At 61.8% G+C, this 17390-nt stretch carries 18 protein-coding genes and 2 tRNA genes; 12 read left to right on the plus strand and 8 right to left on the minus strand.

All coding sequences use genetic code 11. The annotated features are described in order from the left end of the window. The first annotated feature begins 346 nt into the window (after window positions 1-346). Both ACKAMS_RS11605 and ACKAMS_RS11610 read left to right on the plus strand, forming a co-directional pair. Window positions 347-838 (plus strand): hypothetical protein, encoded by a 492-nt coding sequence (locus tag ACKAMS_RS11605; protein WP_408989061.1) that lies wholly within the window; start codon window positions 347-349, stop codon window positions 836-838. Continuing rightward, on the plus strand, window positions 835-1797 hold the full coding sequence (locus ACKAMS_RS11610) for an HTTM domain-containing protein (RefSeq protein ID WP_080910074.1): 963 nt from the start codon (window positions 835-837) through the stop codon (window positions 1795-1797). Before ACKAMS_RS11605 ends, ACKAMS_RS11610 begins: the two co-directional genes overlap by 4 nt. Window positions 1798-2624: 827 nt before the next feature. Here the strand turns inward: ACKAMS_RS11610 and ACKAMS_RS11615 are convergent. Continuing rightward, window positions 2625-2698: transfer RNA gene (locus ACKAMS_RS11615), tRNA-Ile, on the minus strand. Window positions 2699-2875: 177 nt separating this feature from the next. Here ACKAMS_RS11615 and ACKAMS_RS11620 point away from each other — a divergent pair. Together ACKAMS_RS11620 and ACKAMS_RS11625 are read left to right on the plus strand one after the other, a co-directional pair. Then, window positions 2876-3073 (plus strand): hypothetical protein, encoded by a 198-nt coding sequence (locus ACKAMS_RS11620; protein ID WP_003941659.1) that lies wholly within the window; start codon window positions 2876-2878, stop codon window positions 3071-3073. Window positions 3074-3254: 181 nt separating this feature from the next. Further along, complete coding sequence (locus tag ACKAMS_RS11625; RefSeq protein ID WP_241896077.1) at window positions 3255-3491, plus strand: HAD-IA family hydrolase; 237 nt, start codon at window positions 3255-3257, stop codon at window positions 3489-3491. A gap of 56 nt (window positions 3492-3547) precedes the next feature. Here the strand turns inward: ACKAMS_RS11625 and ACKAMS_RS11630 are convergent. Next, window positions 3548-3620, minus strand: a tRNA-Asn gene (locus ACKAMS_RS11630). 136 nt (window positions 3621-3756) lie between these two features. On the opposite strand from ACKAMS_RS11630, the gene ACKAMS_RS11635 reads away from it, so the two are divergent. Continuing rightward, a complete protein-coding gene (locus ACKAMS_RS11635; RefSeq protein ID WP_003941570.1) occupies window positions 3757-4008 on the plus strand; it encodes a hypothetical protein in 252 nt (83 codons plus the stop codon). Window position 4009: 1 nt separating this feature from the next. On the opposite strand, the gene dnaG is transcribed toward ACKAMS_RS11635, so the two are convergent. After that, entirely contained in the window at window positions 4010-5929 is a 1920-nt protein-coding gene (dnaG, locus tag ACKAMS_RS11640; protein ID WP_003941578.1) for a DNA primase, read from the minus strand. Between the two features lie 84 nt (window positions 5930-6013). Here dnaG and ACKAMS_RS11645 point away from each other — a divergent pair, with 84 nt between their 5' ends. Next, window positions 6014-7552 (plus strand): serine/threonine-protein kinase, encoded by a 1539-nt coding sequence (locus ACKAMS_RS11645; protein WP_408989062.1) that lies wholly within the window; start codon window positions 6014-6016, stop codon window positions 7550-7552. A 13-nt stretch (window positions 7553-7565) separates the two neighbouring features. Here ACKAMS_RS11645 and ACKAMS_RS11650 read toward each other — a convergent pair whose 3' ends face one another. After that, complete coding sequence (locus tag ACKAMS_RS11650; RefSeq protein ID WP_408989063.1) at window positions 7566-8864, minus strand: deoxyguanosinetriphosphate triphosphohydrolase; 1299 nt, start codon at window positions 8862-8864, stop codon at window positions 7566-7568. Between the two features lie 5 nt (window positions 8865-8869). Continuing rightward, window positions 8870-9448: a YdcF family protein gene (locus ACKAMS_RS11655; protein ID WP_128638009.1), complete on the minus strand. Its 579-nt coding sequence runs from the start codon at window positions 9446-9448 to the stop codon at window positions 8870-8872. 180 nt (window positions 9449-9628) lie between these two features. Between ACKAMS_RS11655 and ACKAMS_RS11660 the strand changes: the two genes are divergently transcribed. Both ACKAMS_RS11660 and ACKAMS_RS11665 read left to right on the plus strand, forming a co-directional pair. Then, window positions 9629-11695, plus strand: a complete 2067-nt coding sequence (locus ACKAMS_RS11660; RefSeq protein WP_021344666.1) for a TPM domain-containing protein — start codon at window positions 9629-9631, stop codon at window positions 11693-11695. Between the two features lie 99 nt (window positions 11696-11794). After that, on the plus strand, window positions 11795-12532 hold the full coding sequence (locus tag ACKAMS_RS11665; protein ID WP_003944487.1) for a polyprenol monophosphomannose synthase: 738 nt from the start codon (window positions 11795-11797) through the stop codon (window positions 12530-12532). On the opposite strand, the gene ACKAMS_RS11670 is transcribed toward ACKAMS_RS11665, so the two are convergent. Further along, window positions 12507-13310, minus strand: coding sequence for a helix-turn-helix domain-containing protein (locus ACKAMS_RS11670; RefSeq protein ID WP_408989064.1), 804 nt, complete (start codon window positions 13308-13310; stop codon window positions 12507-12509). The genes ACKAMS_RS11665 and ACKAMS_RS11670 overlap by 26 nt on opposite strands. A 137-nt stretch (window positions 13311-13447) precedes the next feature. Between ACKAMS_RS11670 and ACKAMS_RS11675 the strand changes: the two genes are divergently transcribed. After that, on the plus strand, window positions 13448-13813 hold the full coding sequence (locus ACKAMS_RS11675; protein ID WP_408989065.1) for a nuclear transport factor 2 family protein: 366 nt from the start codon (window positions 13448-13450) through the stop codon (window positions 13811-13813). Window positions 13814-13861: 48 nt separating this feature from the next. Further along, window positions 13862-14323 (plus strand): MepB family protein, encoded by a 462-nt coding sequence (locus tag ACKAMS_RS11680; protein ID WP_020969952.1) that lies wholly within the window; start codon window positions 13862-13864, stop codon window positions 14321-14323. Here ACKAMS_RS11680 and ACKAMS_RS11685 read toward each other — a convergent pair. Together ACKAMS_RS11685 and ACKAMS_RS11690 are read right to left on the minus strand one after the other, a co-directional pair. After that, complete coding sequence (locus tag ACKAMS_RS11685) at window positions 14298-14879, minus strand: dihydrofolate reductase family protein (protein ID WP_029255634.1); 582 nt, start codon at window positions 14877-14879, stop codon at window positions 14298-14300. The two genes, ACKAMS_RS11680 and ACKAMS_RS11685, sit on opposite strands and share 26 nt — an antisense overlap. Window positions 14880-14971: 92 nt before the next feature. Continuing rightward, window positions 14972-16363, minus strand: a complete 1392-nt coding sequence (locus ACKAMS_RS11690) for a glycine--tRNA ligase (protein WP_003944491.1) — start codon at window positions 16361-16363, stop codon at window positions 14972-14974. A 198-nt stretch (window positions 16364-16561) separates the two neighbouring features. Between ACKAMS_RS11690 and ACKAMS_RS11695 the strand changes: the two genes are divergently transcribed. After that, window positions 16562-16945, plus strand: coding sequence for a metalloregulator ArsR/SmtB family transcription factor (locus tag ACKAMS_RS11695; protein ID WP_003944457.1), 384 nt, complete (start codon window positions 16562-16564; stop codon window positions 16943-16945). Between the two features lie 11 nt (window positions 16946-16956). Continuing rightward, window positions 16957-17388: a Fur family transcriptional regulator gene (locus tag ACKAMS_RS11700; RefSeq protein ID WP_020908177.1), complete on the plus strand. Its 432-nt coding sequence runs from the start codon at window positions 16957-16959 to the stop codon at window positions 17386-17388. Window positions 17389-17390 lie beyond the last annotated feature (2 nt).

The following is a 17390-nucleotide window of genomic DNA, read 5'->3' on the forward strand; positions in this document are numbered from 1 at the left end:
AATCATGTTGCCTCTGAGCGAGTGTCAAGCATCTGTCGTTCCGCTTGAATCGGCCATCAACGAAGGAGTGAAATCCCGCTCTCACAGCAGACTGGGGCCAAGCTTGCTGGAAGTTAAGGCGCGGCAAAGCATTCAGGGCCCACTGTCCCCCATTCGACGGACCAAAGTCCATTTTCAAATCAACACTGCGACAAGCGGCAATCGCGCAGCTATATTTCGTCGACACTTCAACTACTTTCGGCACATCTGCACGGACGCGCGACAACACCCAGTCCCCTCGCTCGGCAATCCCCTCTATTTTTCTCATTCGAAGAAACCGGCACCAGGTGCCAGGAAGAACGTCGACATGCCGGAAACAGAAGCAAAGCGCAGCAATCGGCGACTGATCGCGATCGCAGCACTCGCAGTCGTACTCCTCGTGCAAGGCGCCTACTCGTTCGGTGTCCGCCCTGAGCCGTACCCGACAATTCGCATGCCCAGCTTCGGTGACGTGCCCAATGCAGACGGCGAGTTCAGTGGAAGTGGCTTGGATATCACTCTCCATTACACCGACGGATCCACGATCAGTCCCAACCCAGTGGATCTCGCCGGCGATATTCGCTACTCATCCGCGAGAGCATCACTCGATTATGCGTTCCGCCCCAGCGGGGCAGGCGACCGAAACACCCGAACCGCGGACCCTGAATTGGTCGAATGGCTCCGAAACCGCAGCGTCGAAGTCGGAAGTGGTGCCATCCCGGACAGTATCGAGTTCTGCTGGCGCAAAACAATTATCGACATCACCGACGGAACCGATGCGTCAACTGACCCGTGCGAAACGACAAGGGTTGATCTATGAGTGCCCGTGCGGGAACTCTGTTGTTCCTGCGCGACCACATCGATCAGTTGTGCGAGGCGTACCGCGGGGATGCGAGGTTCCTCGCTGTCATTCGAATTCTCTTCGCGCTATATGTGATCGCGTTTCCCATCGACTACACGTGGGCGGGCGAGGTTCCCTCGATTCTGTTTCATCCGCAATCCGGTCCGTTCTCCCTGCTGTCGTCACCACCCTCCGAGAACTTCCTCGTCGGACTCGAAGTCGCCCGATTCATCCTGGCGATCGCCATCTTGGTCGGATATCGAACGACGGCCGCGTCCATCGCAATGACCCTCACGCTCATGACCGGCAGCGGGTTGGTCAATTCCTTCGGCAAGGTCGACCACTTCATTCTTTTCGAAATCTTGCCGGTGGCCATGGCAGCCGCTGGATGGGGCGCCGCATGGTCCCTCGACGCACGACGTTCACGCACACAACGCAAAGCACTTCAAACCCGCGGACTGCCCATGCTCATCTGGGCAGTGACGGTCGCCTACGCCCTGTTTACAGCGGCACTACCCAAAGCTGCGTCCGGCTGGCTGAACCCCGAATTGCAGGCAACCCGGGGCTACGTTGCACGAGACGTCGCTGACCCCACCAAGCTCGGTCCGCTGACCCACGAACTATTCGACATCCATTCGGAGTGGCTATGGAAGGCACTCGACTACGCCACTGTCTTCGCTGAAGGCTGGTTGATCGTTGCCGTGCTCTTCCCTGTCTTGTTCAGAATCGGGATCGTCGTCTTACTCGGGTTTCACCTTGGGGTTTATCTCGCGTTGGGCATCGAGTTCGACAGCTATATCTTCGTGTATCTGCCGTTCCTGTCGGCACCTGCCGTATGGGTCACCAAGCGAGTCCTGGGCAGAAGGCCCGATATCGGTAGAACGTCGGCGCCGGAAACTCCACGTCAAGTATCTCCGGCCAGTTCGGACGCACCGTAAATCTAATATCCGGGAGCGGACCTTTCCGTCACAGTTCGTGAGTGCCCCAATCACAGGTAGGCGATCCCCAGACTCCCTCAACCTGGGGATCAAACAAACCTACTGTCTCCCAATGAAATTCCGAGAACTTCTACATTCACTGACATTCGGTTCGCAGACGGGCGCCCTAATCGCCAATTCGGCGCCGCCATTCGGACCCCACATCGCGTGTTGAGGGCAGCCGAGCCGCGGGGGGTCGGCTCGACTGCCTGCACCTACACCAGGCGAAGAAGGTTTCGTGCCAGCTATCTGCTTAACCAGCGTGCGTCGACGCTCAGGGGGTCACTGGAACGCATCGTCGTCACCTGTGGGCCGGGCTCGCGTCGGCAGGTACAGACAATTGTTCAGTGACCCCTGAGTTCGATCGTCGAAATCACCTTCGATCGCCGTGCGTAGGTACATCTAGAGCGTGACACTTCGGCTGGTTGAGCACATACGCTGAAATACCTGGATAGGTACCTACTTTTCCTTCGTCTTCCGAGTGGTCGCCATCTCGGTCACGTCCAGAAGCGTTGCACATCCGACACTGTCGGGAAATTGGTCATCTGGATCCGAGACTTTCACCTCATCTGCGATCGACGATCATGATGCGACGATTCGTTGTGTGACCACGAACGCTCGACTCAGACGCAACCGCAGGCGCATTGCCAGGCGATTCAATCCCAACAACGTGTGGGCAACTGTCCTGGTGATTGCACTTTGCGCACTAGTCGCCTTGGCGATCGTCTGCAGCATGATCTTCGACAAAAGTCATTGGGGCTGACCCGCGGGCTCACGGCACCTGAACGTGGGGCGGGCGGGGCTCGAACCCGCGACCAATGGATTATGAGTCCACGGCTCTAACCGACTGAGCTACCGCCCCATCCGGATGCGATGCATCGCGGCGAATCCGAATGTTACCGGCACATCCGACGCGGATCACAATCGGGCAGGCGGTGACGCGTTGCACTCTTTCGAGTCGAGTCTTCCAAGGTTGGTCGGCGCAGGAGCGATGAGCCGATACCGTGGGAGTGCACACCCCACGGAACAGGATCACCACATGAAGCTTGCACTGACCGAATTCAAGAACTCGAAGGCCACGATCCGGATCATCATGTCCGACGGCGCGAAGCTGAACGGCACCGTCACCGATTTCACCGAAGACACTCTCGTCCTCAATTCTCCGAATGGTGTCTATTACATCAACCCCAGCCACATCATCCGGCTGTTCGAGCCGTCGGATCGCGCAGCGAAGTAAGCGCACCCGTCAGACAGTTCGACGGTTCCACCGAAAGCCCGACGCAGACACTTGCGTCGGGCTTTGGTGTATCTGTCGCCAATATCTACGCGTCGCGTTCACGGGTGCAGCGGCCATCGGCGTCACTGAAAACGACAATGGGCCTGTCCTGTTGGCCGCCATCGAAAGTGTTGTAACTCCAGTGGCAATCGACGAGCATGTTTTCTCCTGCATGCTCGGAGCTACCAAACCCGACCCTGCGGCCTTCCTGGCTGCGCTGGAGTTTCTCGATGCGCGTCCACAGCAGACCTTCTTCGTCGACGACAACCCGGTGAACGTCCTCAGCGCTCGACGGCTGGGAATTCTCGCAGAACAAGCAAACAAAGCGGCAGACGTCGGATCGGCACTTCGATCGGTGGGTCTGCTGCAAACGCACTAGCGGCGACGAATACAAGAAAGCCCCCCACCCGATTTCTCAGGTGAGGGGCTTTGCTGCTCCCCCGGCTGGACTCGAACCAGCAACCGTCCGATTAACAGTCGGAAGCTCTGCCAATTGAGCTACAGGGGATTGTCTTGCTCGCTTCGCCCGTTCCGGCGTTGCCTGAGAAACTGTAGCGAATCCTCCACCGAAGTACCAAATCGCCTGCCCAGCGAGTCATCAGGCAGGATGGAGTCAGGACGATCGGTGCTGGAGGGAAGCAGGAATGATGCGTTTGTTGATCGGTGTTGCAGCTGGGTACGTCCTGGGAACCAAAGCGGGCCGCGCACGATACGAGCAGATCAGCCGGGCCGCGAAGGCGGTGGCCACTAGTCCGGCCACCAAGAAGGTGTTGGACGCGTCACGGCAGAAGCTGGCCGACTCACTGAGTACTCAGCCCAAGCTCGAGCCGATGAAGCCGATCAACGAGGAGACCACGATTCTGGTCCCCCACGACCAGTTGAAGAAAAACCGCTAGGTCAGACGCTTTGGTCGCCGACAGCCTGCTCACGCAGCTGTCGGCGATACTGCTCCAGGGCCACGAGGTCTCCGAACAGTGAGTTGTACTCCTCGGGGGCCGCAGCAGGTGAAACGCGCTGAAGCTTGGATTTGAGGTCGGCAACCTGCTCGCCCACCCACGCTTCCTGCAGTCGTGCGAGCACTCCGTTGATGTAGCGCGGAACCGTGTCTTCGTCGCACGGCATCGGTTCGACGGCCAGCTCAGATACAACCGAGGCCACCGTCATGTCCTCGACGCCCTTGGTGACGACTTCGATCCACTCGGCGCCACCGAGCCCCTTGCTCGTTCCACCGGCGTCAGCCATTGCCTGTCTGATGACAACGTAGGCGGGGTGGGTGAATGTCTCGGGAGGCAACGAGTCGAAGACACTGCCGGCGATGCCAGGGTGCTGCAATGCGGCCTTGAGGACAGCTCGCTGCGTCGAGAGCGCCGGATCGTTGGGCCGGGGCCTGGAGATTCCGATCGGCAGCGCAAGCGCATCGGCGGCAGGTGCCTCGACAACCTGACGACGCTTGGGCGCCGGCGAAGATCCGCGCGTCGACGCCCGTTTGCGAGCTTCGTCACGCACTCGTCGTCGAACCGACGGAAGATCGTCCCAACCGACCCATCCGCACAACAGATTCGCATAGCTGTCGCGCAGAGTTGATTCCTTGATCTGTGCAACGACGGGGACGGTACGACGCAGTGCCTCGACGCGACCTTCAGCGGTCTCCAGATCGTGTTCGGTGAGGATGGACTTCACCACGAACTCGAACATCGGAGTGCGCCGTGCCACGAGGTCGCGAACGGCGGCGTCACCAGACTTCAGACGCAGATCGCACGGGTCCATTCCATCGGGCGCGACGGCGACGAACGTCTGCCCGGCCATCTTCTGATCACCCTCGAACGCCTTCATCGCAGCGGCCTGCCCTGCGGCATCACCGTCGAAGGTGTAGATGATCTCACCGCGAAAGTAGCTGTCGTCCATCAGGAGTCGGCGGAGCATCGCGAGGTGCTCCTCACCGAAGGCGGTTCCACACGAAGCGACGGCGGTCTTGACGCCGGCCAAGTGCATCGCCATGACGTCGGTGTAGCCCTCGACGACTACCGCCTGGTGCCCCTTGGCGATGTCGCGCTTGGCGAGGTCCAAGCCGAACAGGACCTGAGACTTCTTGTAGAGGATCGTTTCCGGCGTGTTGACGTACTTACCCGGCATGGTGTCGTCGTCGAAAAGCTTGCGGGCACCGAAGCCGATGACGTCACCGGCGACGCTGCGGATCGGCCACAGAAGACGGCGATGGAACCGGTCGATCGGACCTCGTCGCCCCTCTTTGGACAGCCCGGCTGCTTCGAGTTCCTTGAATTCGAAGCCCTTGGACATCAAGTGTTTTGTGAGAGTGTCCCAACCTTCGGGCGCGTATCCACACCCGAACTGCAGTGCTGCGGCACCGTCGAAGTTTCTCTCGGTGAGGTAGTCGCGAGCCGCCTGGGCATCGGGTTCGCGCAGACGAGCGGCGTAGAACTCCTGAGCCGCCGCGTTTGCCGCGATCAAGCGTGCACGAGTGCCGCGATCGCGCTGAACGGACGGCCCACCACCCTCGTACGAAATCGTGTAGCTGAGCCGATCCGCCAACTGCTCGACAGCCTCGACAAAGCTGATGTGATCCATCTTCTGCAGGAACGAGTACACGTCCCCGCCCTCACCGCAGCCAAAGCAGTGGTAGAGGCCGTGGTTGGGTCGCACGTGGAACGACGGCGACTTCTCGTCGTGAAAGGGACACAGACCTTTGATCGAATCGCCACCGGCACGCTTGAGTGAAACGTATTCACCGACGATGTCCTCGATGCGAGTGCGTTCGCGAATGGCCGCGATGTCTCTGTCAGAAATTCGGCCCGCCACGTACATCAGTCTAGGCGGTCCCCCGGCACCTCCTGACAACGATATGTTGATGGCCGACTCTGCACCGCAGCGATGGGACCGACGATGACTGAAAACGCCTCGAGCTCGCACGAAGGGCGATCAGGAACCCGATTCGGCGTGTACGAGTTGCGTCGCCTCCTCGGCCGAGGCGGAATGGGTGAAGTGTACGAGGCGTACGACACCTCGAAGGATCGCCTGGTCGCACTCAAGTTGCTCCATCGCGAACTTGCGGCCGACCCGTCATTCCAAGCTCGTTTCCGCCGAGAATCTCGCACCACCGCCGCCTTGAACGAACCGCACGTGATCCCGGTGCACGACTGGGGCGAGATCGACGGAGTCCTCTTCATCGACATGCGTTTGGTCGAAGGTCATACGTTGCGCGCCGAGTTGGCCGAATTCGGCCGACTCACGCCTATACGAGCCGTCGACATCGTCTCGCAAATCGCCTCGGCGTTGGACGCCGCACATGCCCGCGGGCTCATCCATCGCGACGTCAAACCAGACAACATCATTCTCACGAACAACGGCTTCGCCTACCTCGTCGACTTCGGAATCGCATACTCACAGACGGACACGAAGATCACCACCGAGGGAAGCGCAGTCGGTTCCTATGCGTACATGGCGCCGGAGCGGTTCGGAATCGAAACGCCGACGGCCGCAGCGGATGTCTATTCCCTGGCTTGTGTCCTCTACCAATCACTCACCGGAACAACACCTTTCAACACCACAAGCATCGAGCATCTGGTCAATTCGCACCTGAACGCTCCGCCGCCACGCCCCACGCTGACGGTTCCATCGCTCCCGCAAGGTTTTGACGCCATCGTGGCTCGCGGCATGGCAAAGGATCCCGCACACCGCTATCCGACTACGGGAGCGCTCGCACTCCAAGCGCGGCAGGCCCTCTCGACGACCGACACCCCCGGTGCCGCCGGCAAATTGCACCCCACGATCGTCGCGCCGCCCATCTACACCACGGCGAATCCCGCTCACGGGAACTACACGCACATCGCGACAAAGACCAAGCGAAACCGAGCCCCGATCGCGATCGGTGCGGCTGGAGTTGCACTCGTTCTGGCCGCAGGAGGCACGGCGGCCTGGGTAATGCTGGGGAACTCGGGACCCGAATCACCCACCACTGCAGCAGCTTCCATCTCCACGTCGGCACCGGCACCCACTCAGGAGCCGGCCAGAACGCCCAAGCTCGAGCCGCTACCCACCGCCGGACTGCAGGCGACCACGACCACCCGGGCGTCGAACCCGTCCGCGAGAAATGGCGACCTCGGGGTCAGCAAGCCGATCACTGTCCCCTCGTGCAAAGGAACCGGAATCGTGGTGTTGGCCAATGCCACCGATCCGGCAACGTACGCCAGCGAGATCCAGAACTACCTCGACGCGTTCCCCGGCTCGAAATACCTACGCACAGACCAGTCCTGCCCGTCACTGCGTCAAGTCTCCGATTCGGGGACGGCGATCTACACGGTGTATCGCGAATCCGGGAACACCGAGTCGAAGATCTGCAAGGACGTTCGCGCAGCAGGCGGCGACGCTTACGGCAAGTGGCTCGATACCACTACCGACCCGTCGACGCGGATGACCTGCTGAAGGCGTAAGCGGCTCAGCCCCAGCTGGCCTGCGCGCCCAGGCTCGCTTTGTCCACCCGTTCCAGCCGACTCTCCGTGTACGACGCGATCTGATCCACCACTACCCGGACCCGAGCACCGTCGTCCGCGGCGCGTTCCCACGCGGGCAGCAGGATCGGATCGAGCCCGGCCGGCGCAGTTGCCAGCAGCCATTCCGCGACGCGATGAACACGATCACGCTGCCGATCCTGACGCGCCTTGTGTCCGGCGTCGGACATCACGTAGTACAGCGCCACGGTCTTGAGCAACGCCACCTCGGATGCGACGGCCTCGGGTATGTCGAGGTCGGCTTGATACCGCGAGAGGGGTCGGTCACCGTGTGTCAGCCGGGTGCTGGCGATCGCCGCGGTAGCGAAGCGACCCACCAATTCACTCGTGAGATTCTTCAACGCGACGGAACTTCCGAGTGTGCCGTCGAAACTTCCGACCCCGCGTACGACGGGGAGTTCGGACAACCGTTGAGCGGCGTCGATCAGATCGTCGACTACCAATCCCCGAAACTCGGAGGCCCCCAGTTCTGCCAGTGCGCGCTGCTCGGACGGATCGGCAAGCGAGCGAAGGTCGATACGGCCTGCGATCACCCCGTCCTCCACGTCGTGCACGGAATACGCGATGTCGTCGGCCCAGTCCATGACCTGAGCTTCCAGGCATTGCCGACGCTCGGGCGCCCCGTCTCGAACCCAGGCGAGCACCTCTGCGTCGTCGTCGTATGCCCCGAACTTCGCGCCGGGCTGCGGCCGGGTCCAGGGGTACTTGATGGCTGCGTCGAGTGATGCCCTGGTGAGATTGAGGCCGGCACTCAGACCGTCGGGGCGCAGGATCTTGGGTTCGAGGCTGGTCAATATCCGCAGATTCTGCGCGTTGCCCTCGAAACCTCCGCAGTCCTTGGCGACTTCGTCCAGGGCCTTCTCGCCGTTGTGACCGTACGGCGGGTGCCCGATGTCGTGCGCGAGACCGGCGAGGTCCACCAGGTCCGGATCGCAACCGAGTCCGTCGGCGATCCCTCGCCCGATCTGTGCGACCTCCATCGAGTGCGTCAACCGCGTGCGAGGTGTGTCACCGTCGCGCGGGCCGACAACCTGGGTCTTGTCGGCCAAGCGCCGCAAAGCCGCGGAGTGTTGGACACGCGCCCGATCTCGCGAGAAGTCCGAACGATGCTGCGCCGCTGCGATCTGCGAACCCGGCAACCCCGCACGCTTCGGCGCCTCGACGACACGACGTTCGAGGTCGTGTTCGGAGTATATGCCGCCTCCGTAGGTGGTGTGAGCTGTCATGGTCTCTATTGCCCTGCCGTGTAGGGGAAGTCTGCCGAGAAGTGCGTGAGCTGATACCAGAGCAGCGCGCCGGTTTCGCGAGCGATTCCGTGCAACTGGGATTCGCGGGTGAAGACAGCCGGGCCCTGACGAGTAGGTGCGGTCCACGCCTGGAGTCCTGTGTCGCGGGCCATCGTCCGCGTTCGCAAGGAGTGCCACGGGTCACTGACCAGGACAGCGGAATTGATTCCCTGCGAGGACATCTCGGCGCTCACCGCGTCGATACTGAGCAGTGTGTCCGAACCGGTCTCCACAGCAGTGATCGCACTCGACGGAATTCCGCGATCGGTCAGATACATCTTTCCCGACGCCGCTTCGGTGTACTCGTCACCTTCTTGTTTACCGCCGACAGTAATGATCTGCGGCGCCACTCCGCGCTTGTACAGCTTGTACGCCTGCTCGAGTCGGGCCTCGAAGACGGACGACGGAGTGCCGGAATACTGAGCCGCGCCCAGAACGACTATCGCGTCGGCCGGCCGCGTGTCGTCGATGCGCGCCACCTGCCACACCCGGAACGCAGTACCCCCGACCAGAACCACGGCCATCAACACGGCACCGGCGATCAGTCGGCGCGTCCAGCGAGCCAATCCTGCCCCGAAGCCGCCCGCCCGTGAGGGTGATGGGTCGTGGGGGCGGTTACCGAAAGCAGGTTTCACTCCCGCAATTCTGCCAGTTCGCGGCGATCACCTCCGATGCCGACGCGCCACAACGGATAGATTTGCGTCATGGCCCTCGCACCACACTTCGCGCAGTTGTCCTCGGTAGAGCAGAGTCGGACAATCACCCGACCCGTTCGCCGTCGGGGAAGCGCCGCCGCCGTCGCTGCGATTTTCGCTCTGCTGGCGCTCGTCTTCAGTCCTGCGCTCGCCTCGGCAGACGCCCCGATGGTGTTGCCGAATCACATCACCGACACCTCCGGGGTTCTCGACGCCGGGCAACGCAGCGACATACAAGCCGCGATCGATCAACTCAGCGAGGACCACCAGATCGATCTGTGGGTCGCGTTCGTCCCCGATTTCAACAACCTGGGTGGCCAGGCGTGGGCACAGCAGACAGCCACGAAGTCGACGCTGAGTACCAAGTCCGTCCTGCTTGCAGTTGCCACGGCGGAGCGTGCTTACTACCTCGACGTCCCTGCCGAGCTGAGCAACATCACGGATTCCGACATCGAATCGATCAATTCCGACGCGGTGGAACCGGCTCTTGCCGAGGATGATTGGACCGGCGCGGCAATTGCTGCAGCTGGAGCACTCGGCGACGCGAACAACACGAGCGGCGGAATGGGAGTCGGAACACTCCTCATCGCGGGCGGCGCTGTGGTGGTCGGGACGGGCGGCGTGGTCCTGTACTCACGTAAGCGCAAGAACGACAAGAACAAGGCAAGCGTCGAAGCCGCGAAGAACATCTCCCCCGACGACATCGCCAGCCTCAACGCACTCCCGCTGCCGACGCTCGACGAACGCGCGAAGGAGATCCTCGTCGAGACGGACAACGCGATCGCCGGCAGCCAGGAGGAGCTCGATCTGGCCCGCAGCGAGTTCGGAGATTCCGCCGTCGCACCCTTCTCGGCAGCATTCGACAAGGCCAAGGCCACCCTCGCCGAAGCCTTCGCGATCAGGCAGCGACTCGACGACGCCATCCCGGAAACTCCCGATCAACGCCGCCAGATGCTGATCGACATCATTTCCTCGTGCGGTCGAGCCGACCAAGAACTCGAAGCTCGCGTCGAGGAGTTCGACGGGCTTCGCGACCTTCTCATCAACGCCCCCGCACGTCTCGATGCGTTGACGCAGAGTGTTGTTTCTCTCAGCGTGCGCTTGCCCGAATCCGAGGCGATTCTGACCAAATTGAAGGATCAGTTCCCCGCGCCGACGCTGGCATCTGTCGTGAACAACGTCACCATGGCCAGCGAACGCCTGACGCTCGCCGAGAAGTCGATCGAGGAAGGCCGCGATGCCACCGCGCTGCCGGCCGGTAAGCAAGGCGCTGCCGTCACCGCGATTCGCACTGCCGAAGCGGCTCTCGATCAGGCACGCAAACTGCTCGACGGCGTCGATCACGCCGCCGACGACATCCGAAACGCCATCGCGACACTTCCGTCCGCGATGGACGACGTCCAGCAGGGCATCACTGCTGCGGACGCTTACCTGGCGCAGGGCGGGCAGAAGTTGGCGGACGCGAAGGCCGCGGCCCAGGCAGCGTTGGCGAATGCTCAGACGTCGAAGGACAGCGATCCGCTGACAGCCTTCAACCAGATCGTCGCGGCCGACGCCCAACTCGACGCGCTGCTTGCCGACGCTCAGGAGCAGAAGCAGCAGCTCGAACGTGCACAGCAGCGCCTCGCCCAGGACATTCTGGCCGCACAGGCTCAGGTGACCGCTGCAGGCGACTTCCTCGGAACCAGGCGCGGCGCGATCGGGGCGGAAGCGCGCACTCGCTACGCGGAGGCTCAGCGGCACCTGCAGGCGGCCCAGCAATTGCAGGCTTCGGATCCGTCGAAGGCACTGCAACACGCCCAGGCCGCTACAACCTTGGCGACGCACTCACTTCGCGCCGCGCAGAACGACGTCAACACCTGGGAAGCAAACCAACGACCCCGCGGTGGCGGCGGCGATGCGACGGGAGCGATCCTCGGCGGCATCCTGATCAACAGCATTCTGCGAGGTGGCGGCGGGCCCCGCTCGTACGGCGGACCGAGCAGCAGCGGACGCTCAGGTCGCGGTGGCGGCGGCGGTGGATTCGGCGGTGGCGGCGGCGGCCGAACCAGCCGAGGCGGCGGCGGCCGGTTCTGACGGATCCCGTCGAGGTAGTAAAATCCCTACTTTGTTCACGACCGCACTCGTCGTACGCTTCATCCGGCAAGTCGGGATCACAGATCATACGAAGGTGTTATGGAAAGCGTCGCCCCGCAGATAACCGTCGTTGTACCTACATACAACGAGCGTGAGAACCTGCCAAAGCTCGTCGATCGCCTCGCCGCGTTGAAGATCCCGAACCTGCACGTCCTCGTGGTGGATGACAACTCCCCCGATGGCACGGGCGAGGTTGCGGACAAGTTGGGTATCGATGGACCCATCCCGGTCGGAGTGCTTCACCGCACGGTCAAGGACGGACTCGGCCGTGCTTACGTCGCGGGCATGAGCCGGGCTCTGGCGGAGAACGCCGACATCGTCATTCAGATGGACGCGGATCTCTCCCATCCGTCCGAAGCGATCCCCGCCATGATCGAGATCCTCACCACGACCGATGCGGCAGTCGTTCTCGGCTCCCGTTACGTCGAGGGTGGCGCAGTTGCCGGCGACTGGCCGTGGCATCGCAAGGCTTTGTCCGCCTGGGCGAACTTCTACGTCAACGCTATTCTGCGACTGCACGTCAAGGATGCAACTGCAGGCTTCAAGGCGTGGCATGCAAAGACCTTGCGCGACATCGACGTCGAATCGGTGCAGAGCAACGGCTACGCGTTCCAGGTCGAGATGAACTACCGAGTTGTTCAGCGCGGCATGAAGATCGCCGAAACGCCAATCCGCTTCGAGGAACGCACCGAAGGTGTCTCCAAGATGAGCCTCTCGGTTCAGTTGGAGTCCGCTCTGGTGCCGTGGAAGCTCAAGTTCGGCAAGAAGTCTCTCTGACCTGCGCGGCTGATCGAAAATAATCGGCGGTCTGCGTGTCCGACGGGTAGAACGACTCAATCGCGATCTCTGCAAGCGTGACGTCGCGCGGCGTACCGAACACGGTGGTGGTGCTGAACATCGCCAATTCGGTATCGCCCGCGCGTACGCGCAACGGAACCAGCAGGGAATTCGCGCGGTCGTCGTGCCAGTCTCCGCCGCTCGGATAGGTGCGCAACTCGTCGAGCAACGACGCCAACTGCGCATCCGCACTGACCTCCACTTCCCGCGCCAACCTGGCGAGCAGGTGGGTCCGCCACTGCGCGAGGTTCACGATCCGCGGCGCCATGCCCTCGGGATGCAAGCTCAAACGCAATACGTTCACCGGTGGTTCCAGGAGGAATTCAGCGGCCCCCTCGGTCAGGATTCTCACGGCCTGGTTCCCGGCGATCATCTCCCATTGCTGATCGACCACCACGGCCGGATAAGGGTCATGCGCGTCGATGATGCGATCGATGGCCTCGCTCACCGCTGACATCGGCGCTTCCGCCAACGATTTTTGCGAGTACTCCGGCGAGTGGCCACTTGCCAGAAGCGTATTCTGTTGCCGTAGAGGAACATCCAGGCATTCGGACAGGTGAAGGATCATGTCCCGGCTGGGTTTGGAGCGGCCGGTTTCGATGAAGCTCAGGTGCCTGGTCGACACTCCTGCCGCTGCCGAGAGGCCCAACTGAGTGAGCCTTCGTCGCTCCCGCCACCGCTTGAGTTCGGTGCCAACGTCCATCGTCTCGAAGGTCATTCTTTCAAGTTAGCGACCCGAGGTAGCCGAGACCATGACCTCGGAGGTAATCGACCCGAAGCAGTTTCGGAGGAACAGTGGTCTCAGCCGGCGAGACCGCCGGATGTTCACCACCGGAACTGATCAAGGGAGCGACCATGAGCGACTTCGACGCAATCGCCGACGCCTATATCGACATGTGGAACGAAACAGATACCACCGCCCGTAGAGCACGGATCGAGCAATTGTTCGCACCCGGCGGCCGCTACACCGATCCGCTCACGGACGTCACCGGACACGATCAGATCGACGCGATGATCAACGCTGTGCAGCAACAATTTCCGGGCATGCACTTCACCCTCATCGGGCCGGTGGACGCGCACCACCGACAGGCTCGATTCGGTTGGGCTCTCGGCCCGGCGGGGGCCGAGTCACTGATCGACGGGTTCGACGTACTCGAACGCGACGACGACGGCCGGGTGACGCTTGTCCTCGGGTTTCTCGACAAGGTACCTACGGCCTGAATCGGGACTACCACCGACAGCGTTCGCCACGAAGGCTGTCGGTGGTCCGTGGCATCATCGTTGCCGATGAACGCCGACGGATTTACCTGGTCCACACCGATTCCCGAGTCCGAGGGTGCTGAGTACGGCGCTCACACGCTGACCGTCAACGGCCTCCCCTCCGTCTATCGATCCGCCAAGACGACGCCGACCAAGCTCGGTCAGTTCGTCACGCTGTGGCGCCGTTCCGAGGCCGGGCCCATCCGCCCCTTCGACACCAGCGACGGCGTCGCACTGTTTGTGGTGAAGGTCTACGACGAAGAACATCTGGGTCACTTCGTCTTTCCCACCGAAACCCTCGTCGAACACGACATCGTGTCGACGAACTTCTCGGGCGGCAAGCGCGCTATCCGGGTCTATCCGCCCTGGGTCACGCCGACCAGTGTGCAAGCCGTCAGAACCCAGCGTTGGCAGAAGCAGCATTTCGGCGAGTTCCCTGATGTATTCAACTCACCTGATACGTCGCGATGATGACGCCTGTTGTCGTAGGAACACTTTCGGTGAGGGTGAACTGAGCGAGCGCAGCACCGTCGGGGAACAATCTGCGCCCGGTTCCGAGAACCAGCGGATGAATCAGCAGAGTGTAGGTGTCGACGAGACGCCGTTCGGCCAATGACGTGATCAGGTCGCCACTGCCCAGAACCACCAGATCCGGGCCATCGCTTTCCTTCAGCGCGGCGACCGCGTCGGCGGCATCGCCTTTCAACACAGTCGAGTTCTTCCACGGCAGCGGTTCACCCAAAGTTCTTGACGCGACGTACTTCTGCGTGTTGTCGAGCACCTCGGTGAACGGATTGTCGGTCTGAAACGGCCAGTAGGAGGCGAAGTTCTCATAGGTTCGGCGGCCGAAGAGCAACTCCGATTTCTTCGCCATGCCCTCCCCCATTTTCTGTGCCATGACGGAATCGTTGAAGGGTGCCGCCCATCCACCGTGCTCGAATCCGCCACGACGGTCTTCGTCCGGCCCACCAGGTGCCTGCATGACACCGTCGAGAGTCACGCTGTTGGTCACGCTGAGTTTTCTCATAGCTTCGATCCTGCGCCTGAAGATCCGTCAAGGATAGAGAAAACGGGCGGTCCTTCTCGAATGAGAAGAACCGCCCGTCAGCTTCGAACGAATCAGGAACCGATCAGCCGCGCAGCCAGGTAGCTTTCCACCTGATCGAGGGCGACGCGTTCCTGCGCCATGGAGTCACGCTCACGCACCGTCACAGCCTGATCTTCGAGAGTGTCGAAGTCGACCGTGATGCAGAACGGTGTGCCGATCTCGTCCTGGCGACGGTAACGACGACCGATGGCACCGGCGTCGTCGAACTCGACGTTCCAGTTCTGACGCAACTGCGCCGCAAGATCTTTTGCCTTCGGCGTCAGATCCGCATTGCGCGAGAGCGGCAGCACTGCGGCCTTGACGGGAGCGAGTCGACGATCCAGTCGCAGCACCGTGCGCTTGTCGACGCCGCCCTTGGAGTTGGGAGCCTCGTCCTCGGTGTACGCGTCGACCAGGAAGGCCATCAGCGAACGCGTGAGACCTGCCGCCGGCTCGATGACGTACGGGGTGTACCGCTCACCCGTCGTCTGGTCGTAGTAGTTCAGCTCGGTGCCCGAGTGCTTGGAGTGCGTCGAGAGATCGAAGTCGGTACGGTTCGCGATACCTTCGAGCTCGCCCCATTCGCTGCCCTGGAAGTGGAAGCGGTACTCGATGTCGGTCGTGCCCTTCGAGTAGTGCGAAAGCTTTTCCGGCGCATGCTCGTACAGCCGCAGGTTGTCCTTGTTGATGCCGAGGCCGGTGTACCAGTCCAGGCGGTAGTCGATCCAGTACTGATGCCACTGCTCGTCCTCGCCCGGCTTGACGAAGAATTCCATCTCCATCTGCTCGAACTCGCGGGTGCGGAAGATGAAGTTGCCCGGGGTGATCTCGTTACGGAAGCTCTTGCCGATCTGACCGATGCCGAACGGCGGCTTCTTACGCGAGGTGGTCAGCACGTTGGCGAAGTTGACGAAGATGCCCTGTGCGGTCTCGGGGCGCAGGTAGTGCATGCCCTCTTCGCTCTCGACAGGGCCGAGGTAGGTCTTGAGCATCATGTTGAAGTCGCGCGGCTCGGTCCACTGGCCGACGGTGCCGCAATCGGGGCAACCGATGACATCCATCGAGACGTCGTCCGGGTTGTCGAGCTTCTTCTTCTCCGCGTACGCCTCCTGCAGGTGATCCTGACGGTGACGCTTGTGACAGTTGAGGCACTCGACGAGCGGGTCGTTGAAGACACCGACGTGACCGGATGCGACCCACACCTCGCGGGGCAGGATCACCGAGGAGTCGAGGCCGACGACGTCCTCGCGGCTGGTGACCATGTTGCGCCACCACTGACGCTTGATGTTCTCCTTGAGCTCGACACCCAATGGGCCGTAGTCCCATGCGGACTTGGTACCGCCGTAGATCTCACCGCACGGGTAGACCAGGCCTCGCCGCTTGGCGAGATTGACAACGGCTTCGATCTTGGACTTGGGTGCCACTCGATTGCTCTCCATCTGGGTAATAGATGCATGATTTTCGTGCGCTTTTCGCACCATCAGCCTATCTGGCGGCTGCCACGCACTTCCGTCCAAGGTTGACATGCATACTTGTGCATATCAAAATGAAAGTGATTTGCAATAATGTGGTGAGATGGCTATGCCCGGACATCATGATCTACCCCTCGAAGGAGCCTCGCTGTGAGCATTGCGGATACCGGCGATCTCCACAAAAGCCATGATCATTCCGACCTCGGACACACGCACGACCCGTTCGAAGCCGCACCCCCCGCGCCCGTGCCGCCCAAGGAAACTTTGGCGGCCGCCGGCGAAATTCTGCGGGCGCTGGCTGCACCCGTTCGCATCGCGATCGTGCTTCAACTCCACGAGTCGGAGCGTTGCGTTCACGAACTCGTCGGCGCTCTCGGCGTCACTCAGCCACTCATCAGCCAGCATTTGCGCGTTCTCAAAGCAGCGGGCGTCGTCCGCGGCGAACGCAACGGACGAGAAGTTCTCTATCGACTCGTCGACGATCACCTCGCACACATCGTCGTCGACGCTGTCGCCCACGCCGAAGAAGGATGAGATTCCACCGCATGAACACCCCGGGCAGTACGACCTCGAAACGTGGACCGGCCACCGTCGGCGTTCGTTCCACGAAACAGCGCAGCGCCATCTCCGCCCTGCTCGACGACATCGACGAATTCAAGTCGGCACAGGAACTGCACGACGAACTGCGCAAGCGCGGTGAAGGGATCGGCCTGACCACCGTCTACCGCACGCTCCAGGCACTGTCCGACGCCGGAACCATCGACGTCCTGCGCACCGACACAGGTGAGTCCGTCTACCGACGCTGCTCCTCCGGACACCACCATCACCTGGTGTGCCGCAACTGCGGATTCACCGTCGAGGTCGAGGGCCCGACGGTCGAGCAGTGGTCACAGACCATAGCCGAGGACAACGGATTCACCGAAGTGAGTCACACAGTCGAGATCTTCGGCACCTGCCGCGACTGCGCCGCCAGCTGACA

The sequence above is a fragment of the Rhodococcus sp. 5A-K4 genome, from assembly GCF_046097995.1.
In the GTDB taxonomy this organism is placed as follows: domain Bacteria; phylum Actinomycetota; class Actinomycetes; order Mycobacteriales; family Mycobacteriaceae; genus Rhodococcus_F; species Rhodococcus_F erythropolis.

Bases quoted from the DNA above. Each gene is read 5' to 3' on its own strand.
- ACKAMS_RS11655 (WP_128638009.1), bottom strand. From the start codon at position 9,448: ATGGCCGTGGTTCTGGTCGGGGGTACTGCGTTCCGGGTGTGGCAGGTG.
- ACKAMS_RS11635 (WP_003941570.1), top strand. From the start codon at position 3,757: ATGATGCGTTTGTTGATCGGTGTTGCAGCTGGGTACGTCCTGGGAACC.
- ACKAMS_RS11665 (WP_003944487.1), top strand. From the start codon at position 11,795: ATGGAAAGCGTCGCCCCGCAGATAACCGTCGTTGTACCTACATACAAC.
- ACKAMS_RS11605 (WP_408989061.1), top strand. From the start codon at position 347: ATGCCGGAAACAGAAGCAAAGCGCAGCAATCGGCGACTGATCGCGATC.
- ACKAMS_RS11700 (WP_020908177.1), top strand. From the start codon at position 16,957: ATGAACACCCCGGGCAGTACGACCTCGAAACGTGGACCGGCCACCGTC.
- ACKAMS_RS11670 (WP_408989064.1), bottom strand. From the start codon at position 13,310: ATGACCTTCGAGACGATGGACGTTGGCACCGAACTCAAGCGGTGGCGG.
- ACKAMS_RS11660 (WP_021344666.1), top strand. From the start codon at position 9,629: ATGGCCCTCGCACCACACTTCGCGCAGTTGTCCTCGGTAGAGCAGAGT.
- ACKAMS_RS11685 (WP_029255634.1), bottom strand. From the start codon at position 14,879: ATGAGAAAACTCAGCGTGACCAACAGCGTGACTCTCGACGGTGTCATG.
- ACKAMS_RS11650 (WP_408989063.1), bottom strand. From the start codon at position 8,864: ATGACAGCTCACACCACCTACGGAGGCGGCATATACTCCGAACACGAC.
- ACKAMS_RS11675 (WP_408989065.1), top strand. From the start codon at position 13,448: ATGAGCGACTTCGACGCAATCGCCGACGCCTATATCGACATGTGGAAC.
- ACKAMS_RS11645 (WP_408989062.1), top strand. From the start codon at position 6,014: ATGACTGAAAACGCCTCGAGCTCGCACGAAGGGCGATCAGGAACCCGA.
- ACKAMS_RS11610 (WP_080910074.1), top strand. From the start codon at position 835: ATGAGTGCCCGTGCGGGAACTCTGTTGTTCCTGCGCGACCACATCGAT.
- ACKAMS_RS11620 (WP_003941659.1), top strand. From the start codon at position 2,876: ATGAAGCTTGCACTGACCGAATTCAAGAACTCGAAGGCCACGATCCGG.